General features: G+C 57.9%; 12 protein-coding genes and 3 pseudogenes. 5 read left to right on the top strand and 10 right to left on the bottom strand.

Annotated elements, in window-relative coordinates; genetic code table 11:
• Positions 1–61: 61 nt before the first annotated feature.
• On the bottom strand, positions 62–1,135 hold the full coding sequence (locus GH665_RS10330) for a glycosyltransferase family 9 protein (RefSeq protein WP_153135783.1): 1,074 nt from the start codon (positions 1,133–1,135) through the stop codon (positions 62–64).
• A gap of 276 nt (positions 1,136–1,411) precedes the next feature.
• Here GH665_RS10330 and GH665_RS10325 point away from each other — a divergent pair, with 276 nt between their 5' ends.
• Both GH665_RS10325 and GH665_RS10320 read left to right on the top strand, forming a co-directional pair.
• A complete protein-coding gene (locus tag GH665_RS10325) occupies positions 1,412–1,807 on the top strand; it encodes a RidA family protein (RefSeq protein WP_153135782.1) in 396 nt (131 codons plus the stop codon).
• Positions 1,808–2,463: 656 nt separating this feature from the next.
• The gene (locus GH665_RS10320) at positions 2,464–3,531 is read left to right on the top strand and encodes a hypothetical protein (protein ID WP_174771737.1); all 1,068 of its coding nucleotides are present in this window, start codon (positions 2,464–2,466) and stop codon (positions 3,529–3,531) included.
• 307 nt (positions 3,532–3,838) lie between these two features.
• Here GH665_RS10320 and GH665_RS10315 read toward each other — a convergent pair whose 3' ends face one another.
• Both GH665_RS10315 and GH665_RS39420 read right to left on the bottom strand, forming a co-directional pair.
• Positions 3,839–5,005, bottom strand: a complete 1,167-nt coding sequence (locus GH665_RS10315; RefSeq protein ID WP_153134736.1) for an IS30 family transposase — start codon at positions 5,003–5,005, stop codon at positions 3,839–3,841.
• Between the two features lie 94 nt (positions 5,006–5,099).
• Entirely contained in the window at positions 5,100–5,234 is a 135-nt protein-coding gene (locus GH665_RS39420; protein ID WP_281357236.1) for a hypothetical protein, read from the bottom strand.
• A gap of 334 nt (positions 5,235–5,568) precedes the next feature.
• Here GH665_RS39420 and GH665_RS10310 point away from each other — a divergent pair, with 334 nt between their 5' ends.
• Positions 5,569–6,027 (top strand): hypothetical protein, encoded by a 459-nt coding sequence (locus GH665_RS10310; protein ID WP_153135780.1) that lies wholly within the window; start codon positions 5,569–5,571, stop codon positions 6,025–6,027.
• A 156-nt stretch (positions 6,028–6,183) separates the two neighbouring features.
• Here the strand turns inward: GH665_RS10310 and GH665_RS10305 are convergent, their stop codons facing one another.
• Complete coding sequence (locus tag GH665_RS10305) at positions 6,184–6,750, bottom strand: MFS transporter (protein ID WP_153135779.1); 567 nt, start codon at positions 6,748–6,750, stop codon at positions 6,184–6,186.
• Between the two features lie 221 nt (positions 6,751–6,971).
• Between GH665_RS10305 and GH665_RS10300 the strand changes: the two are divergent.
• A pseudogene (locus tag GH665_RS10300) lies at positions 6,972–7,951 on the top strand (ISNCY family transposase); the annotation flags it as partial.
• Positions 7,939–8,435, top strand: a pseudogene (locus GH665_RS10295) (sodium:solute symporter family transporter); the annotation flags it as partial. The pseudogenes GH665_RS10300 and GH665_RS10295, both read left to right, overlap by 13 nt.
• Before the next feature lie 325 nt (positions 8,436–8,760).
• On the opposite strand, the gene GH665_RS10290 reads toward GH665_RS10295, so the two are convergent.
• From GH665_RS10290 to GH665_RS10265, 6 genes and pseudogenes are all read right to left on the bottom strand, one after another.
• Positions 8,761–10,266: a hypothetical protein gene (locus GH665_RS10290; RefSeq protein ID WP_153135778.1), complete on the bottom strand. Its 1,506-nt coding sequence runs from the start codon at positions 10,264–10,266 to the stop codon at positions 8,761–8,763.
• Positions 10,267–10,400: 134 nt separating this feature from the next.
• Positions 10,401–11,255, bottom strand: a complete 855-nt coding sequence (locus tag GH665_RS10285; protein ID WP_153135777.1) for a hypothetical protein — start codon at positions 11,253–11,255, stop codon at positions 10,401–10,403.
• 189 nt (positions 11,256–11,444) lie between these two features.
• A pseudogene (locus tag GH665_RS10280) lies at positions 11,445–12,708 on the bottom strand (MFS transporter).
• A gap of 37 nt (positions 12,709–12,745) precedes the next feature.
• Positions 12,746–13,717, bottom strand: coding sequence for a 2-dehydro-3-deoxygalactonokinase (locus GH665_RS10275; RefSeq protein WP_153138361.1), 972 nt, complete (start codon positions 13,715–13,717; stop codon positions 12,746–12,748).
• 74 nt (positions 13,718–13,791) lie between these two features.
• Positions 13,792–14,979, bottom strand: coding sequence for a mandelate racemase/muconate lactonizing enzyme family protein (locus GH665_RS10270; RefSeq protein ID WP_153135776.1), 1,188 nt, complete (start codon positions 14,977–14,979; stop codon positions 13,792–13,794).
• An 11-nt stretch (positions 14,980–14,990) separates the two neighbouring features.
• Entirely contained in the window at positions 14,991–15,911 is a 921-nt protein-coding gene (locus GH665_RS10265) for a dihydrodipicolinate synthase family protein (RefSeq protein WP_153135775.1), read from the bottom strand.
• Between the last annotated feature and the right edge of the window lie 9 nt (positions 15,912–15,920).

Genomic DNA, 15,920 nt, shown 5'->3' with positions numbered 1-15,920 from the left:
GATCCGTATCAAAGAAAAAGCCCGTCAGAGCGGGCTTTCGTTACGTGCCATGCGGGCTGAACTACAGCAGTGTGCGGCAGTAATCGGTCACCTCGCTCGCGATTGTTTCGGTCGGGATGCTGTTGATATCCTGCTCAGCGAAAACGGTCCGCATTTTCGATTGGGAATGGAGACGCCATTCCGGCTTGATTTGACAGAACATCGCCACGCCGGGCTTCCCCAGGGCTGCGGCAATATGCATGAGGCCGCCGTCCGCACCGACAAAAAAGCGGCTCTGTTCTATCAGTTCGGCCGCAGCCGTGATATTTGGCAGGTCGACGTGCGAGTCGATATGCGGGCAATCCACGCGGTCACGAATCGCTTTGACGGCATCGAACGCACTTTTGCCGGCACCGAGGAGGACGAACCGCGGGCTCGGCGCCTGTTTCGGCCAGTTCGAAGCAATCAGTTGGAGAAGCACGGCCCAATCTTCAAACCTGCGACGCTTGTCGCCGCCGCCTACCGCGACTGCAATCGTAAATCTATCGGACCGCGCGGCGCACGGGTTCGGCATTGTCAGCGTGGGTTCGATCGGGCCAGATTCGTGCTTCGATTTGAACACGCGTGCAATCTGTTCGTACGCGAGGTGAATTCTCGAAAAATGCTCATCCCTTCGGTGTCCCATGATTGAAAACCACGGCGTGAACGGATGGTACTGAAGCTTCTTGAGGATGGCCTTCGTGGAGAGGCTTTGCACTATCACCATGTCGTATCGTGCGTCGCAATCGTTCAGCGAACGGACTACGCGCCGGAACCGGTCATCGCCGGCAAACAGCTCTAGCGGACCGTGGGGCATGCACAGATCGATGGAGATGCGCGGGTCGATCAGGAACCGCTGCGACAGATCCATGATGGAATCGCCGATAGTGGCCCAGTCGTAATACCACAGCAATTTCCGGACTTCCTGGGGCGCATCATTTGCGATCAGAAGCTGCTGGCCGCTCAGAAGCATCAGGGCGGTCCGTTTGATTACAGCCAAAGTCGAGGAGGGCGCGGACTTCTTTTTTCCAGGCCGGATTCTTAATCCCTCAATGCGGGCCGGCCTTTGCCCGACTGGCAACCCCTTTTTGACGTCCTTGCGCTTGGCCAGTGCCATTGATTCCCCAAAACGAGTGCTGATAGCTTTGTTCTTGTGTACGGCAGCGGATTATAACCAGGCTGGTTGACTGGGCCGCACTACGACGTTCCACCGCACTGGCATGGCCTGCTTTTCTCAAACGATGTAGACCCGCGTGTGCGCGGTAATGCGTGCCCATGGTCTACGAGAAAAGGGCAACCTCAAAGCTTATATTTTCTGCTTGCAAAGTCTTACAATAATTTGGTAATTGCACGCCGGAATGTTGGAATTCAACCGTAGCAGGAGACCTGATCAATGACGCTCGAATGCATCAATCCCAAGGATCTGCCAACTCCGCAAACGTACACCCAGGTCGTCGTCGCGACGGGAAGCAAGATGGTATTCGTCTCAGGCCAGGAGCCCGAGGACATCGATGGCAAGCTTGTTGGACGTGGTGATCTCGAGGCCCACGCGCGCCAGGTGTTTGGTAATCTCGGCCGGGCACTTGCTGCAGCCGGTGCGCGGCCTGAGCAGGTCACCAGGATCACAATCTACGTCGTCAATTACCAACGCGACGAATGCTTGCCGATTATTGAAAGGGCCCGGGTAGCGCTGTTCGGAGATCACAAACCGGCGGACGTGCTGCTCGGTGTAACGGCGCTGTCCCCCGACTACCTGATCGAAGTTGATGCGATCGCGGTCATCGATTGACCCTGCCGCCTACGGCACCTTAGAAGCCCGGCTGCGACGAGGGCTCGGAAACAGCGCTTCATTAGCCCTGAATTCGTTCTGCAAGGGCTCCGGCAACTGCGCGACAAACCGCTGAAAGTCCGCGAATCGCCCTTGAAACGAGTAAGCCTTCGATCTATTGATGAAGATCGTCCATGGCTCTCGACCTGATCCCTGGTCGTGTACAACGACTATCCAGTTGGTACCGGCAACTGCAAAGTGGAAACTCCGCCATGTAGCGAGTCCGTGCCCATTCACTGCTCGCTGCACGTATGAGAGAACCGGCATGGCTCTTAAAGCCTTGAGCAGACGGCGGACCGGTAAACGCTGTGGCCGCCAAAGAATATAGGTGTCTCGAACCCAATCAATTATGCGCATGTGGTTTGGTGTTCTGGCGAAACAGATTTTAAAGTCGATGGCGCTATTGAGGCTGCAGTCGTTGGGAGCGGTCCGAATAAAGAAGTCGCGTTCGCATACAGGCGAAACGCGAATATCGCGTGCTGCTGATTCAATACGCATCGAATAGCAACCGGCTACGATCCGACATTCGACATTGGCACCTGGATCGTTAACAATCGATCCGTAGAAAAGCGATAAATATCATTTTCAGATTTTTAATAACAAAGGCAACGACAATGATGACTTCCAGCGACGGCCTGACCAGCCCAGCGCGGCTACTGCGACTCGCCTCATGCGTGATCGCGATTGTCTTCGCCATCTTTCTGAACATGCTCGGCAGTCTCGTGATCCGCGATATGGCATTTGCACCGCGTGGCGGGCCGCCAACCATCGAGCAATTCGTAGATGCTCCGGCGAAGGCGCAGTTGGACTCAGCGCGGCGCGATCTGCAATTGCAACGCGACGCGCTCGATGAGAAGGCTGACACCATGGAGGTGGCGCGCGGACGCGCCGCGAAGGAGTACGCGGACGAGAAGGAAAGTTTCCGTAACTGGCTGGCAACCCGCTCGGTGACGGGCGACAGTAAAAGGGATCCGGACATTCTGGCCAGAACCCGCAAGCTGGACGCGCTCCAGGCGGTGGCCATCAACTGGCAGCATCAGATCGATGCGATTGGCGACCAGCAACGGACACTGGCATCGCAGAAGGCTCAGTTGGACGCGCGAATCGCCGACGTGGACGCCGTGGCCGAACGGCGCCTCAATGAGGCGACGCGGCATTATGAGTTGCAGGTGTTCGGCCTGCGGCTTGCGCTAACGTTGCCGATACTGCTGGTCGCGATCTGGCTGTTCATCCGCTATCGCAAGGCGCGCTACTGGCCTTTTGTGTATGGCTTTGGCCTGTTTGCATTGAGCGCATTTTTCATTGAACTGGTCCCGTACCTGCCGAACTTCGGCGGCTATGTCCGGGTGCTGGTCGGCATTGCGCTCACCGTATTCGCCGGTCTTTACATGATGAAGGCCTTTAAGCGCTATGCCGAGCGTAAGCGGCTCGAATTGCAGCAGGACCAGGGAGAACGTGCGCGCGCGATCGGGTACGAAAAGGCCGTTCGTTCACTCGGAAAAAAACGCTGCCCGTCATGCGAAAAACAATGGAATCTCGGCGGCGACGACTCCACGTTCTGTGTGCATTGCGGATTGATGCTCTTCAATGTATGCGGATGCGGTGGCCGGAATTTCTTCTTTTTCCCCCATTGCCATCAGTGCGGCACTGCGCAGGGCAATGAGCCGGCAGCGGCTTCCGAGTGACGGTCAGCGTGCTTTCACGCATTGGCTGGACCCGGCGGTTTTACCTCTGGCGTTGAGATTCGCCGGACGATATATATAGCTTCACACAGGAGAAGATAGATGTTCAGAATGCTTCCGACCATGAATCTGGAGCAACGGGTCGCGTTATGTTGGTCGTGTCTATGGCGGCAACTGCTGTTCACCTTGCCGCTCTCGGCGCTCTGTCTAGGACTTTCCTTAATATGGGGTTTCATGCATGCCCAGTGGGTGTATCCCTCGCTTGTAGCCCTGCTGGAAGCGTTTTGTGTGCTTGGATCAATCGGCGGATTCAACCGGTCAACGCAACACCCAACGTTTCTGCCAGTTTTTCAGCCGGGTTCATAAATTGCAAGGTTTGCCGGGGCCGACCGTTCAGGCGCGCGGCGACCTTGTTCAATTCTGACTGCGAATAGCCGCCCACCGGCTCGCCTTTGGGGAAGTACTGACGCAGCAGGCCATTCGTGTTTTCATTACTGCCCCGTTGCCATGGACTTCGCGGATCGCAGAAATACACCTGCACGTCCGTGGCAATCGTGAAGTTCCGGTGGCTCGCCATTTCCGTGCCGCGGTCCCATGTCAGCGATCCACGCAGTTCTTTTGGCAGCTTGTTCACCTGTTTTATCAACGCGGACACCACACTTGCCGTGTCCTTGCCTGCCACCTTGACCAGCATCACATAACGCGAGTGCCGCTCCACCAGTGTGGCAATGTAGGTGTTGTTCGAACCCGCCAGCAGATCGCCCTCCCAGTGACCGGGCAGCGCGCGGTCCTCCACTTCAGCGGGTCTTTCGCTGATCGACACTGCCCCGATTATCTTGCCCCTGTTCTGGCCGCTTGCCGAGGCGCTCTTCGCCTGACGCATCGTACGGTTCGTACGAAGATGGGTGACGAGTTCCTTTTTAAGCACCCCGCGCGCCTGGATGAACAGGCTGCGGTAGATCGTCTCGTGAGATATCTGCATGTCCTTGTTGACCCGGAACTCGCGCCTGAGCCATCCCGCTATCTGTACAGGAGCCCATTGTAATTTGAGCTTGGCTGCCACCAGCCGGCGCAGACGCGCGTTGCCCGACAACGCACACGCCTTGGGCCGCCGTGCACGCTCCCAGGCATTCGCATCGGCCTCGTGCGCCCGATATCGCTGAATACCGCCATTGCGCCCGATCTCCCGGCTGATGGTCGATTTCGAGCGCCCCAGTTGCAGGGCAATCTGGCCCAACGATCTGTCTGCCCCCAAGGCCCGCGATATCTCCTCGCGTTCGGCAAGTGTCAGTGACCGGGCAGATCGTGTACGAGCGACCGGAGAGATTCCACCGGTCTTGTGAACAACCCGATAAACCCCACTCGGCTGACGCTCGAGCATGCGCGCGATTGTGCTCAACGACTCACCCTCGCGCCACATCCTCCATATCTCGTTCTTCTGCTCCGCGCTCAACCAATGTTTTCTTTGTCGTTCCATCGTGCTCCACACTCCATTTCCGTATTGGAACAGAGGTGTTGCAATGACCGGTTGAATCCGCCATCTGCTTTCTGATCAGTGTGCCGTGTGTTGGTTACGCGGTACGCCGAGGGTTCATCGTGCAGAAAATGCCGGTTCCCGACAAGCCGAGGTTCTGGCAGGTGGTTATGGTGGGGCTCACGACGATGGGATGGTCTTTCTGTGCTTCGACACCGGTCAGTCTCGTCATTTTCTGGATCAGTGGCATAACTAACGTTCTACTGTGCCAACTGGTGGGACTCGCCGTCCAGGCGGTCGCGGCATTCTATATTGTTCTTCCGAGGCAGGCGCGCAGATTGCGTCTGCAGAGCGGGGCGCAATCGTGAGCATTCCTGTGAATGTCAATCTGCTATCGGCCGCTTCGATCCACAACGCGCTCGCGAGCGATTCCCGGAGCCATTTACGGATTGGCCATGGATCGGCGTTCGCCCGCACTGCTGCACGGACATTGGGTCGCCGTTCGCCGACCCATTGCGAATGACGGTTACACTGGATAATCTATCTTCCTGTGCCAGGAGACTCCTATGAGCAAGCATGCCTTTGTATCGACTGCCGCCACGTTGCTGTGCGTGGGTGCCCTGACGGGCTTGACCGCCACCCCGGCTCAGGCAGGCGGTGCGCCGGTGAAATGCCATCTGACCTTCAGCATGTCCGGATGGTCGGCGATTTATCAGCATGCGGAAGGGCGCGGCAAGGTAACTTGCGATAATGGGCAAAAGGCCGCTGTCACGATCAGCGTGCACGGCGGCGGCCTGACGGCCGGCAAGTTTCACGTCACCGGCCACGGCGATATCACCCATGTCTACAGCATTAAGGATGTGTTCGGCAGCTACGCGCAGGCCGGTGCTTCGGCCGGCGCAGGAAGTAGCGGTACTGCGCAGGTGCTGACCAAGGGAACGACGTCGATGGCGTTGAGCGGCAGCGGTGAAGGCATAGACCTTGGTGTAGCGGTCGATGCTTTCAAGATCGAACCAGTGCGCTGAGACACCGGAGACGCTTTGATGTATCCCTTCGCCGGGCGTCACAGCAGTGGCGCCCGAGGAGGGCACCTGAATCAGCGCACTATGCCATCGGACTCGCGCCGGCCATGAGCTGGCTGGATCGCCGACAACCCGGCATCGTCAGTTTTCCGAAAACCCTCATTGCGCGCCGCCGTCAGCGCGTCCGGGACTCCGATCGGGCTCCGTTCGTTCGGGCGCGTTCTCCGGCATTTTCGGCAGAACAAGGAGCACCGCAATCGACATGATGTGTATCCCGCTCACCACCAACGCAAGCGCAGGAAGTCCCTTCGTGATAAACGGAGCCGCGACTACCGTACCGAGCGTGGTCATCGTGAAGATAAAAAAGACGATCAGCGCCGATCCACGTGCGCTATTACTGCCTGAGGCGGAGGTACCTCGATAGAAGCCAGTGGGACCGCGCAAGCCGAAGCCGATCGCCATCGGCGTGAAAAGCACCGGCAGCATCGACGTGTTCATGCCGCCTGTAATGCCGTAGGCGAGCAGCGCAAGCGCGCTAATAGCCGCCAATGTTGTGCCAAGCGAGATGACGTTTTCGGTGCCAAAGCGCTCGGCGATCGGCACGCTGAGATTCGCAGTGACAATGAAGCCAGCAATGTTGACGACCTGCATGATGATGAAGTCAGTCATGGTGCCGCCCATCGTGTCGACGATTACTATTGGCGCACCGAACACAAAAGTGAGCACGCTACCTAGCTCCTGACGCGAAGGTACCGGGCGAAGCTGCGTCGGCTGGAGAGGAACGGTGGAATTTGAACAACCGGAATAAGTAATTTGACATAATATAAATTATCAACATATTGGATGTAGAGGCTAAGTTGTAATGTCCGCTTTTAGCCAGGTTCAGATGTCCGCTTTTGGGCGGCATAAGCTTACCCGGCGTCGATCCTCCGGCGCCGGAGGCTGCGATGGCTGCAACGGACAGGATCACCATGACGATGCGTGAGCTGGACAGGTTCAAGGTCATGCAGGCGGTGGCGGACAATCTGCTCAAACCGTGGCGCGCTGCGCAGCGGCTCGGCCTGACGACGCGGCAGATCCGGCGACTGGTTGCGCGCCTGCGTGAAGATAGCCCGGCGGGTCTGGTGTCCGGCCGATGCGCGAAGCCGAGTAACAACCGGCTCGATGCCGGCACCGCGGCTCGCGCGCTGGCGATCATTCGCGAGCGCTATGCCGACTTTAGCCCGACGCTGGCGTGCGAGAAGCTGTGTGAATGCCATCGACTGCGGCTGGCCAAGGAAACCGTCAGGCGACTGATGACCGATGCCGGCCTGTGGATCCCGCGGTATCAGCGGCCGCCGAAGATCCATCAGTTGCGCAGTCGTCGGGCCTGCGTGGGCGATCTGGTACAGATCGACGGCAGCGATCGCCGGTGGTTCGAGGAACGGGCACCGGCGTACACGCTGCTGGTGTATGTCGACGACGCGACCAGCCGGCTGATGGCGCTGCACTTCACGGCCACCGAGTCGACTTTCAGTTACTTCGAGGCGACACGCGGGTATCTCAGGCAGCATGGCAAACCGGTGGCGTTCTACAGCGACGAGGCCACTGTGTTCCGTTCGGCGCAGACGTCGACGACGGCCGGCAAGGGATTTACGCAGTTTGGGCGGGCCCTGTACGAGCTCAATATCGAGTCATGGTATGCGAACAGCAGCCAGGCCAAGGGGCGGGTTGAACGGGCGAATCTGATCTTGCAGGACCGGCTCGTGAAGGAACTGCGGCTGCGTGGGATTGATACACATGAAGCCGCGAACGACTATGCGCCCCACTTCATCGCCGACTTTAACGGCCGGTTCGGCAAGGTACCCAGAAGCGCGTTCGATGCTCACCGGCCGTTACGGGCTGAGACGATCTCGACCTGATCCTGACGTACCGGGTGCATCGGCGGTATCGCATGATATATACGCCATTGTGATCAAGAGAGCAACGCGACGAGTGCGAGCGAGCTACGAGTATCACGTGTGACGGCGATTGTGCCCGGCATCGCGTTTGAGAAGCAAAACATTGCGTTCATGGTGCCGCTCGCGTTCGCGGTCGCAGCATCGGCCAACTTCCCGGTCCTGTTCATGTCGGTGCTGTGGAGCGGTTGCACGACGCGCGGCGCGGCGCTCGGCGGGTTCCTCGGGTTGCTTACGGCCGTGGTGCTCACGGTACTCTCGAAGGCCGTATGGGTCGATGTGCTCCACTACGCGAGTGCGCCGTTTCCCTATGCATCTCCCGCGCTCTTTTCGATGACGGCAGGTTTCTTAGGCATCTGGCTGTTCTCAGTGACCGACAGATCGGCGCGGGCACGCGTTGACAAGGCCGGCTTCGGAGCGCAGACAGTTCGTTCGGAGACCGGTATCGGCGCAGCAGAATCCGCGAGCCACTGAAGCCTGGCACGCGGGCGACTGCGCCCGCGTCACTCGAAGCGTGGCAGCGCGGACGTTGTTCGGAAGAGCACCCGTTCCGACACCGCTCGCATGAATACACCTTGGCGAGCCCTGATCCGAAGCCGTTCAGCATGGCTCGTACTCACTTAAGGTGGAACAATGGCAGTGGTGCAAATAGCGGCCAACGAATCGGGTAGAGAGTCGAGTTGATCGATTTGAGCGACTGCGATGAGCAGGCCGAAGAGTTTCGACAGGCTGTTCTCCGGCCGCCACCTTGACCGTGACGTGTTCATTCTTTGTGTGCGCCAGAGCCGTATTTCGGAACTCAAAACACTATTCGAACCAGCACTGCGCTTGCGGCAGGCACGCTCGCGCTCGCGGTCAGCTGCGATATCTCGAGTGGATATGCCGCGGGCAACGAAAAGCTGCCATCCGCATTCACTGAGGCACCCTGAATAGTCGGGCTCTGAAGCGAATCCAGCGCAGGCCCCTGCATGACGACGAGCGTTGCGCTTTTCGCAGTTCCCGGCAGCGAAATACTCGCAGCAAGATTGTTCTGTGCGTCTTTATTGACGATGATCAGGCTGAGGCTGCCGTCAGCACGGCGGACCGTATAGGCGGATGCGTTGAGGTCATTCGCGGTAATCTTTGTATCAAGCAGGTTACCGCTCCCCGCCAGTGCAACGAATAGCATTCCATAGTATTCAGGGAATATATGGGTCACCGGCCCCTTGGTTTCATTGTACGGCGTGTAGGCGGCACCGCCTGCTTGAAAATTTACTCCCGTGGCCCCGCCTTCTACGCTTGTCATAATGTGATCAATTGCCCAAAGCGCCGACGCGTAGCTATTACTGACGCCAGCAACGCCACCGCCGGAAATTGAGTTGGTTTCCGCAACGCGAAAGGGCATACCACCGGCGATTTGCGACACTTGCGCAAGGTCCGCCTGTAGGACCGTGTCCGGGTAAGAGAGTAAGCCCTTCACCGTGAGCGGCGCATTTATATTGCTCTTGTAGTAATGAAAGGTCAGTAGCTCTATTACCGCTCTTTCCTTCTGGGCAAATGGGGCAACGTATCCGACGATGTGCGCCTGGGTTGCTGCGGGACCAGTCAGCCTGACGTTTGGCGAAGACTGCCGGATGGCAGTGGCAAAGCTTTGCCATTTTGTGAGGAAATTGGCGAATAACGTGTACTTGTCGTTTGCCGGTTCGTTGCCAATTTCAATGCCGTACAGAGAACTCCCCAGCGCCTGTTCCGCATAGGCAACCTCTTGCGCAGCCAGCTCAGGAGTCGAGTTCATCAGATTGATGCCATACAGTACGGACCATCCCGTTGCCTGCAGAAAACCTGCCAGTGCATCAATGTCCGGCGGCGCTACCTGACCTGACGTGTTGCCTGTCCCGGAAGGCGTCCATACGGTGTGGTCGACCACGGTTCCACCAATACGCAGCAGGCTGTTACCCAGTGATTTGTACACGGCTATCAATTGCGTGTTCGCAGAAGAGTAGAACTTGCTACCGATATTTGATTTTCCGATGCTTACGCCCACGGCATCGGTAGGGAGTTGACCCACGACGCTGGTGTCGATTGCAACAGTCGCTTGCGTTACCGGTCCAGATAGCGGAGGCTGCGCGGCGGCCAATTTTTGCTGCGGCAGCGCGGCCGACGTTGCCGCAAGCTGCGCCGATGCAGGCAACGCTGACGGTGAATTACTACCGCCACAGGCAGACAGTACGCACGATCCCCCTAACAAACCAAGCTTCCATATAGCATCGCGTCGTCGCAAATCGATGGACAAAGCATGAGCATTTTTCTTTCGATTTGTCGACATATAAGCTCCATTTTTCTTCGGAAGTGTAATTACGTTAGGCAGCTATCCAACGTTGCATTTTGGGTCTGCCGGAAGCCCAAAAAAATCGCCCCAAACATTGGTCATGGGAGCAGTTTCCTTCACATCGATCGGTCTTACTCGATAAACGCCATGACATCGCCGGTCACGAGATCCTCATACTCCTCCTTGAATCCACGGGACGTCCGAACGCTGCGGTACCTAATGGTTTGTGTCGCGAGCTGCGCTCGCTGCAGAGGCTTCTCCATTCGGTAGTAAACACTCGCTTCTTTCGGCCACCCGGAATAGTCCATAGCGATACGGTTTCCGGCGGCCTGCTCGGCGACCAGCAGTTCACGTATCGATGCATGGCACGCTTGAACTTCGCCGCGGTGATCACCACGCGTACACCCTGCGGGGTCAAGTGAATGAACAAGCCGATCTCGCTGCCGCGCCCAATCACCGAGAAGAAGTCGACAATCAATGCGACGCTGTCGGTTTTCCTCATCAAATGCCCCCTCCCCCTGAGAGGAACACCGGCGGGTAGGCCGCCACTCGTAGCGCACCAGCGTTGCCCCTGATTCGTCCACTTTCCAGAGCCGTACCTCGCAAATATCGGTTTCGTATTGGAACATCTCACGCTGCCATCTCAGATGCACAACACTGATCGTCAGGGCGCACGTGCCGACCACGGCAATCCTGCGGTTCTTCAGAATGCGCAGATCCACACGAAAGCACCCCTCGTTGAAGCAGCGAATGGTTTCCGTTTTTCCGACCACCCGTCCAATGGGATCGCGCAGTTGCGCGTTCGCGGCAATGATCTGTTCCAGTGAACGAGGCTGGCCCGTCAGCAGGGCTGCATGCAACATGTCCTCTGCGAACTCCACCCTCTCGCGTGCAGTATCGCGTCGTTCAATATCTACGCCCAGGGTGAATTCGTCAGCTTCGAGTTGATCGAGAGGACACACGCCCACCTCCGCTTGATTGGCCATCCATGTTTTATCGTGTTAAGACGATCGCTATGTACTGAGAAATACGCCATTGAATGCATACTACGATGTCGAGTAACGTTAGCAGGACATCAATGGACTTTGTCACAGTGCCCATGCGATGCGTAAGATCGTGTGATAAATAATTTCGAATTCCCGAAGATCCCAACGATCAGTCACCCGGCCCGCACCCTAAAACGGATCGACACGCCTGATAGTGCCGACGATAAACATATAGCTCGCAATAGCGAGTAAAGCGTGAGCCCCGACGAATATGAGCGCACACCGCATTCACCGGCGAGGTATCAGCGATGACCGCCCATCCTAGTGCGCCGAAGCCCTTCCCAAAGAAAGCCAGTGCCATGATCGTCACGACCAGCCAGTCCGCGCTGACGTAATTGCATACCATGATGCTGGAAGCCATTAGCATGCCCATGCAAATGGGCACCTTGCGTGCAACCGTCAGTGTCCGACCGCGCCGCAATAGCAAATCAGAAAGCACGCCGCCCAGAATTCCGCCAGAAAATCCGCAAATGGCTGGCACAGACGCGAGAATGCCGGCGCGTAGCAACGGAATATGTCTTTCCTGCACAAGATAGACCGGAACCCACATGATGAAAAAAAAACTCAGGGTGCTGATGCAGTATTGCGCAATTGAAATCCCCAACAGTAAGCGGTTTTGCAGCAGCCGGCGAAACGTGCCGAAGCTGATCCGTCGTCGCGCCGACATGCTCTGCATGGCGCGTGCACTCGCTCGGCCACTATCGCCGCCGTCCATATCAAGCGTCCCGCCGCCAGCTTCGATTAACTCGCGTTCCTCGCGCGTGACCCGCGGGTGATCCAGCGGCCCTTTCAGCCTGAGTGCGAATAGCACACCAGCCGCGACGCCGATGGCGCCCATCGCAAAGAAGACGGAGCGCCATCCGAAGTTTGCGGCTAGCAAAGCAAGCGCAGGCGTAAACGCCGCGGCAGCGAAGTACTGCGTGGCGTTGAAGATAGCCGATGCCGTCCCGCGTTCGGTTGCCGGAAACCAGGCCGAAACGATCTTGGCGTTAGCGGGATAGCACGGCGCCGCAGCCACACCGATCATGAAGATCAAACCAAAAATCAGTACGCTCGCTGCATGTTGCCCAAAGAGCGGCGCGAAACCTACACCCGCAGTACAGAACGACCACAGGAAAACGGCCCCGGTATAAGTGCGCTTGGCCCCGAACCGATCCAACGCCCACCCGCCCGCCAACTGGAAGAGCGTGTAGGCCCATGCAAACGACGAGAAAATCCACCCTAACTGAAGGTGATTCAGGTGTAACTCAGCGGACATAGGCGCGCCCGCAATTGACATCGCCGCGCGATCCGCAAGATTGACCGTCATGACAATGAATATCAGGCCGATCACCTCATAACGAATGTGCCTCGCAGTCAATTGGCGCAGTCGCGAAAACAGGGTTTTTCCGATGCGGTAATCGAAGGCCCGTGTGCGATTGACGTTCATGTCAGAAACCCGCCAATTGAGCGGCGTGAGAAAGAACCGGGGTGTACCCACTCAAGCTGCGTGGCCCGACGATCCCTGCTTCGCGAGCTATTCTCACATGACCTTGAACTGTCGCCTCTTCAATGGTCCGCTCCACCCGCAAACCAGCCGCCTCTAATGCAAACTGATAGCGCCTGCACAAGTCACTATCGCCGATCAATACCACTAACCGTGTCTCATTCAGTGTATAAGACGCCATCGCGCTCGCCACCTCCACGCCGATCAGAATCCCCGAAAGGTAGTCCGGTAATGCTGTCGAAGGCAACTCATTCATCAGACGCGTCGTGCGTGCGGCAAACACGACATGCGTCGCCTGGTTCGGATGTCTCAGCCCGAGTGACACACCCGCTTGAAACGCATCGTCGTCGCGCGAACCGAACTCCATGAGCCGTCCGAGAATGCCATGCCTGGTCAGCAAACCATACAGTTCGCCCGTGATGTAGGTCGCAAAGTGGGTGATCATTGCGCCTGCGCCGACAAATACCCACTTACTGTGTGTGCCCGGCAAGACGCAAAGACATTCGGAGTCGACGCCCGCCCCCCAGATCTGTGTCTCTTCGCCGCGCATCACGTCGTGGATGGAGTCAATGCCGCCACAACGCACACCGGGAATGATGTGCATGTCGACCTTGTCGGCTACGGAGAGCGTGGTAAATGCCACTGCGGCCGCTGCTGGCGTCGCGGGACACGCCAGATAAGGCGCTTCGACCCAACCTTGCCGGCTGCCAATCATGCCGCTTGCCACGATCGGGCAGCCGTGAGTATCGATCCAGGCCTTACAGATCGCGTTCAACGGCGTATGAAAATCCCTGTCCTTCACGGTCATGACACCGCCAGGAGCACTTCGGCTTTCCATGATCTCACCATCAGCCGAGACCAGCGCCGCTCTCAAACTCGACGTACCCCAATCGAGACTGATAAAAGATGGATTCATAGTACGGTATCCTATATTTATGTTTAGCACTCCGGGAACAGGCATTCGTTGGCCTTATTCCCGGCCTGTGGATCTCAGCTTATCGCTCTCTTTCGCACATGCTGCCAGACTTCGTCGCTCGGCTCGACGCCGAGGCCAGGCCCCTGTGGCAATTGGAATGCACCATTCGCGCAGTGCATCGCAGTCTTCACATACCGAAGGTTGCGATCGAACACGGAATGCTGATACTCGTGCATCGGTACGTTGGGCAGCGCCGCCGCCGCATGCAGGCTCGCCGCCTGAAAAATGCCGATCCCAATGGTCGCATGGGGGATGACCTTCACGTGAAAGGCGTTCGCCATTCGCGCAATCTGCATGAACTGGCTGATACCCGTATGTCCCATCTCCGGCTGAATGATCGACATTGAGCGCTTTTCCAGGCGCGGGCGGTATTCGTAGACCGTGCGCCATTCCTCGCCCAGCGCAAGCGGTACGCGAATCTGTTCGCCCACGCGGGCCTGCCCTTCCATGTCTTCGGGGGCACACGGCGCCTCGATGAAATACGGACGATACGGCGTCAACCGGTCTACCAGTTGAATTGCTTCCTGAGCTGTGAACTTCCAGTGCAGATCGACCATCAACTCGACGCTGTCGCCAAGCCCTTCACGCAATGCACGCATCTCCTCGACGATCCCGTCGAACGATACCGCAGAGTGATACTTGATCGAGTTGAACCCTTTCTTCACGAACGAGCGCGCGAGAGCCACACGGTCGTCGAGTGTGGGGCCCGGCAGCCCCGACAGGTATGCGGGAATCTCATTCAGACGCTGCCCGCCGATCAGCTTAACCACGGGCTGCCGCACGAGCTTGCCGAACAGATCCCAGATCGCGATATCCACACCCGCGATGGCATCGACATAGAACCCACCGAAGAACCCTCGCACGCGCATCATGTCGTACAGATCTTCCTGGATCACGACGACGTCGCGCGGATCGCGACCGACAACGGCGGGCCCAAGCACGTCGTCGATGATGGCTGTCACGGCTTCCGGCGCGACAATGCCGTAAGTCTCACCCCAACCTACGGTGCCATCCTCGGCTGTCACCTTGATCAGCACCGACATGTCCGCAGTCGGATAGATCGTTTTATTGCCTTTGCGGATCAGATAGCCTCGAGAGTTGATCTGCTCGTCTTTGCCGAGTCCGCCGAGGTACGGTTCGTCGCGCGGAATCGATATGACGAACGATTCGACCTGGGCTATTCTGGCGATGTGTGTCTGCATGGCTTGTGTCCTTATCGGCTCGGTGCGAGGAGATCCTCGATATCGTGCAGGAAAGCATCCACGTCGGCGGCATCTTCGTTATCGAGCAATGGGCCAGCCGCACGTTGCAGGCGGCAGGCAATCAGCCCCCGGCGATGCAACACATATTTCGTCAACGACCAGCGAAATACTGCCTGCACGTTCAGAATCGGCAGCATGCGCGTGAAAAGTTGTCGCACACGCTCAATCTCACCCGCACGATGCGCGGCAAACAACGCGACATGAATTTCCGCCAGTTCAATGGCGGGCATCGTGCCGCATGCGCCGCGCCGCAGTTCGTCGGTGATATAACGGCCGCCCGCGCCACCCAGGACGCCGAGTAGCGTTTGGGGTGCCGAGCGCCGGATCGATGTGAGCCGCTGTCCACTCGGCAACGTTTCCTCCTTCACGTAATGAATTCCCGGCACCGCGTTCAGGATGGCCACCAGCACGTCCGGATCGAGACCCGCGCCCACGGGCGCCGGCACGTTCTGCAAAACGATTGGCATGCGGGGCACGGCGCGCGTCACCGCTGAAAAAAACTCAATCTGCGCTTCGGCCGTCTTGCGGTCGGGCGGCACGGCGATCATCAACGCGCCCGCACCATGCTCGTCCGCCGCCCGTGCGAGCTGAACGGTCTGCTCGATGTCGGTGCTCGATACACCTACTACCAACGGCAGGCGGCCATCGAGTTCGCCAAGTACAATATTCGTCAAAGCCAGCCGCTCCTCCGTCGTCAGCTGATTGAACTCGCTCGCGACACCCGGATATGTCATGCCGTCAACACCCGCTTCGATCAGATAGCGCACGAGTCTGCGCATACTGTCGACATCAGGCTTGCCATGTTCATCGAACGGCGTTGGCAAAACAGGGAACACACCCAGGATGGGTGCAACGTTGTCGTTTTTCGTCATTGATTGATC

It is taken from the genome of Paraburkholderia agricolaris (assembly GCF_009455635.1).
GTDB classification, from domain to species: Bacteria; Pseudomonadota; Gammaproteobacteria; order Burkholderiales; family Burkholderiaceae; genus Paraburkholderia; species Paraburkholderia agricolaris.
This window is presented reverse-complemented; position numbering and strand designations above follow the sequence as displayed.

Bases quoted from the DNA above. Each gene is read 5' to 3' on its own strand.
- GH665_RS10330 (WP_153135783.1), bottom strand. From the start codon at position 1,135: ATGGCACTGGCCAAGCGCAAGGACGTCAAAAAGGGGTTGCCAGTCGGG.
- GH665_RS10325 (WP_153135782.1), top strand. From the start codon at position 1,412: ATGACGCTCGAATGCATCAATCCCAAGGATCTGCCAACTCCGCAAACG.
- GH665_RS10320 (WP_174771737.1), top strand. From the start codon at position 2,464: ATGACTTCCAGCGACGGCCTGACCAGCCCAGCGCGGCTACTGCGACTC.
- GH665_RS10315 (WP_153134736.1), bottom strand. From the start codon at position 5,005: ATGGAACGACAAAGAAAACATTGGTTGAGCGCGGAGCAGAAGAACGAG.
- GH665_RS39420 (WP_281357236.1), bottom strand. From the start codon at position 5,234: ATGACGAGACTGACCGGTGTCGAAGCACAGAAAGACCATCCCATCGTC.
- GH665_RS10310 (WP_153135780.1), top strand. From the start codon at position 5,569: ATGAGCAAGCATGCCTTTGTATCGACTGCCGCCACGTTGCTGTGCGTG.
- GH665_RS10290 (WP_153135778.1), bottom strand. From the start codon at position 10,266: ATGTCGACAAATCGAAAGAAAAATGCTCATGCTTTGTCCATCGATTTG.
- GH665_RS10285 (WP_153135777.1), bottom strand. From the start codon at position 11,255: ATGGCCAATCAAGCGGAGGTGGGCGTGTGTCCTCTCGATCAACTCGAA.
- GH665_RS10275 (WP_153138361.1), bottom strand. From the start codon at position 13,717: ATGAATCCATCTTTTATCAGTCTCGATTGGGGTACGTCGAGTTTGAGA.
- GH665_RS10270 (WP_153135776.1), bottom strand. From the start codon at position 14,979: ATGCAGACACACATCGCCAGAATAGCCCAGGTCGAATCGTTCGTCATA.
- GH665_RS10265 (WP_153135775.1), bottom strand. From the start codon at position 15,911: ATGACGAAAAACGACAACGTTGCACCCATCCTGGGTGTGTTCCCTGTT.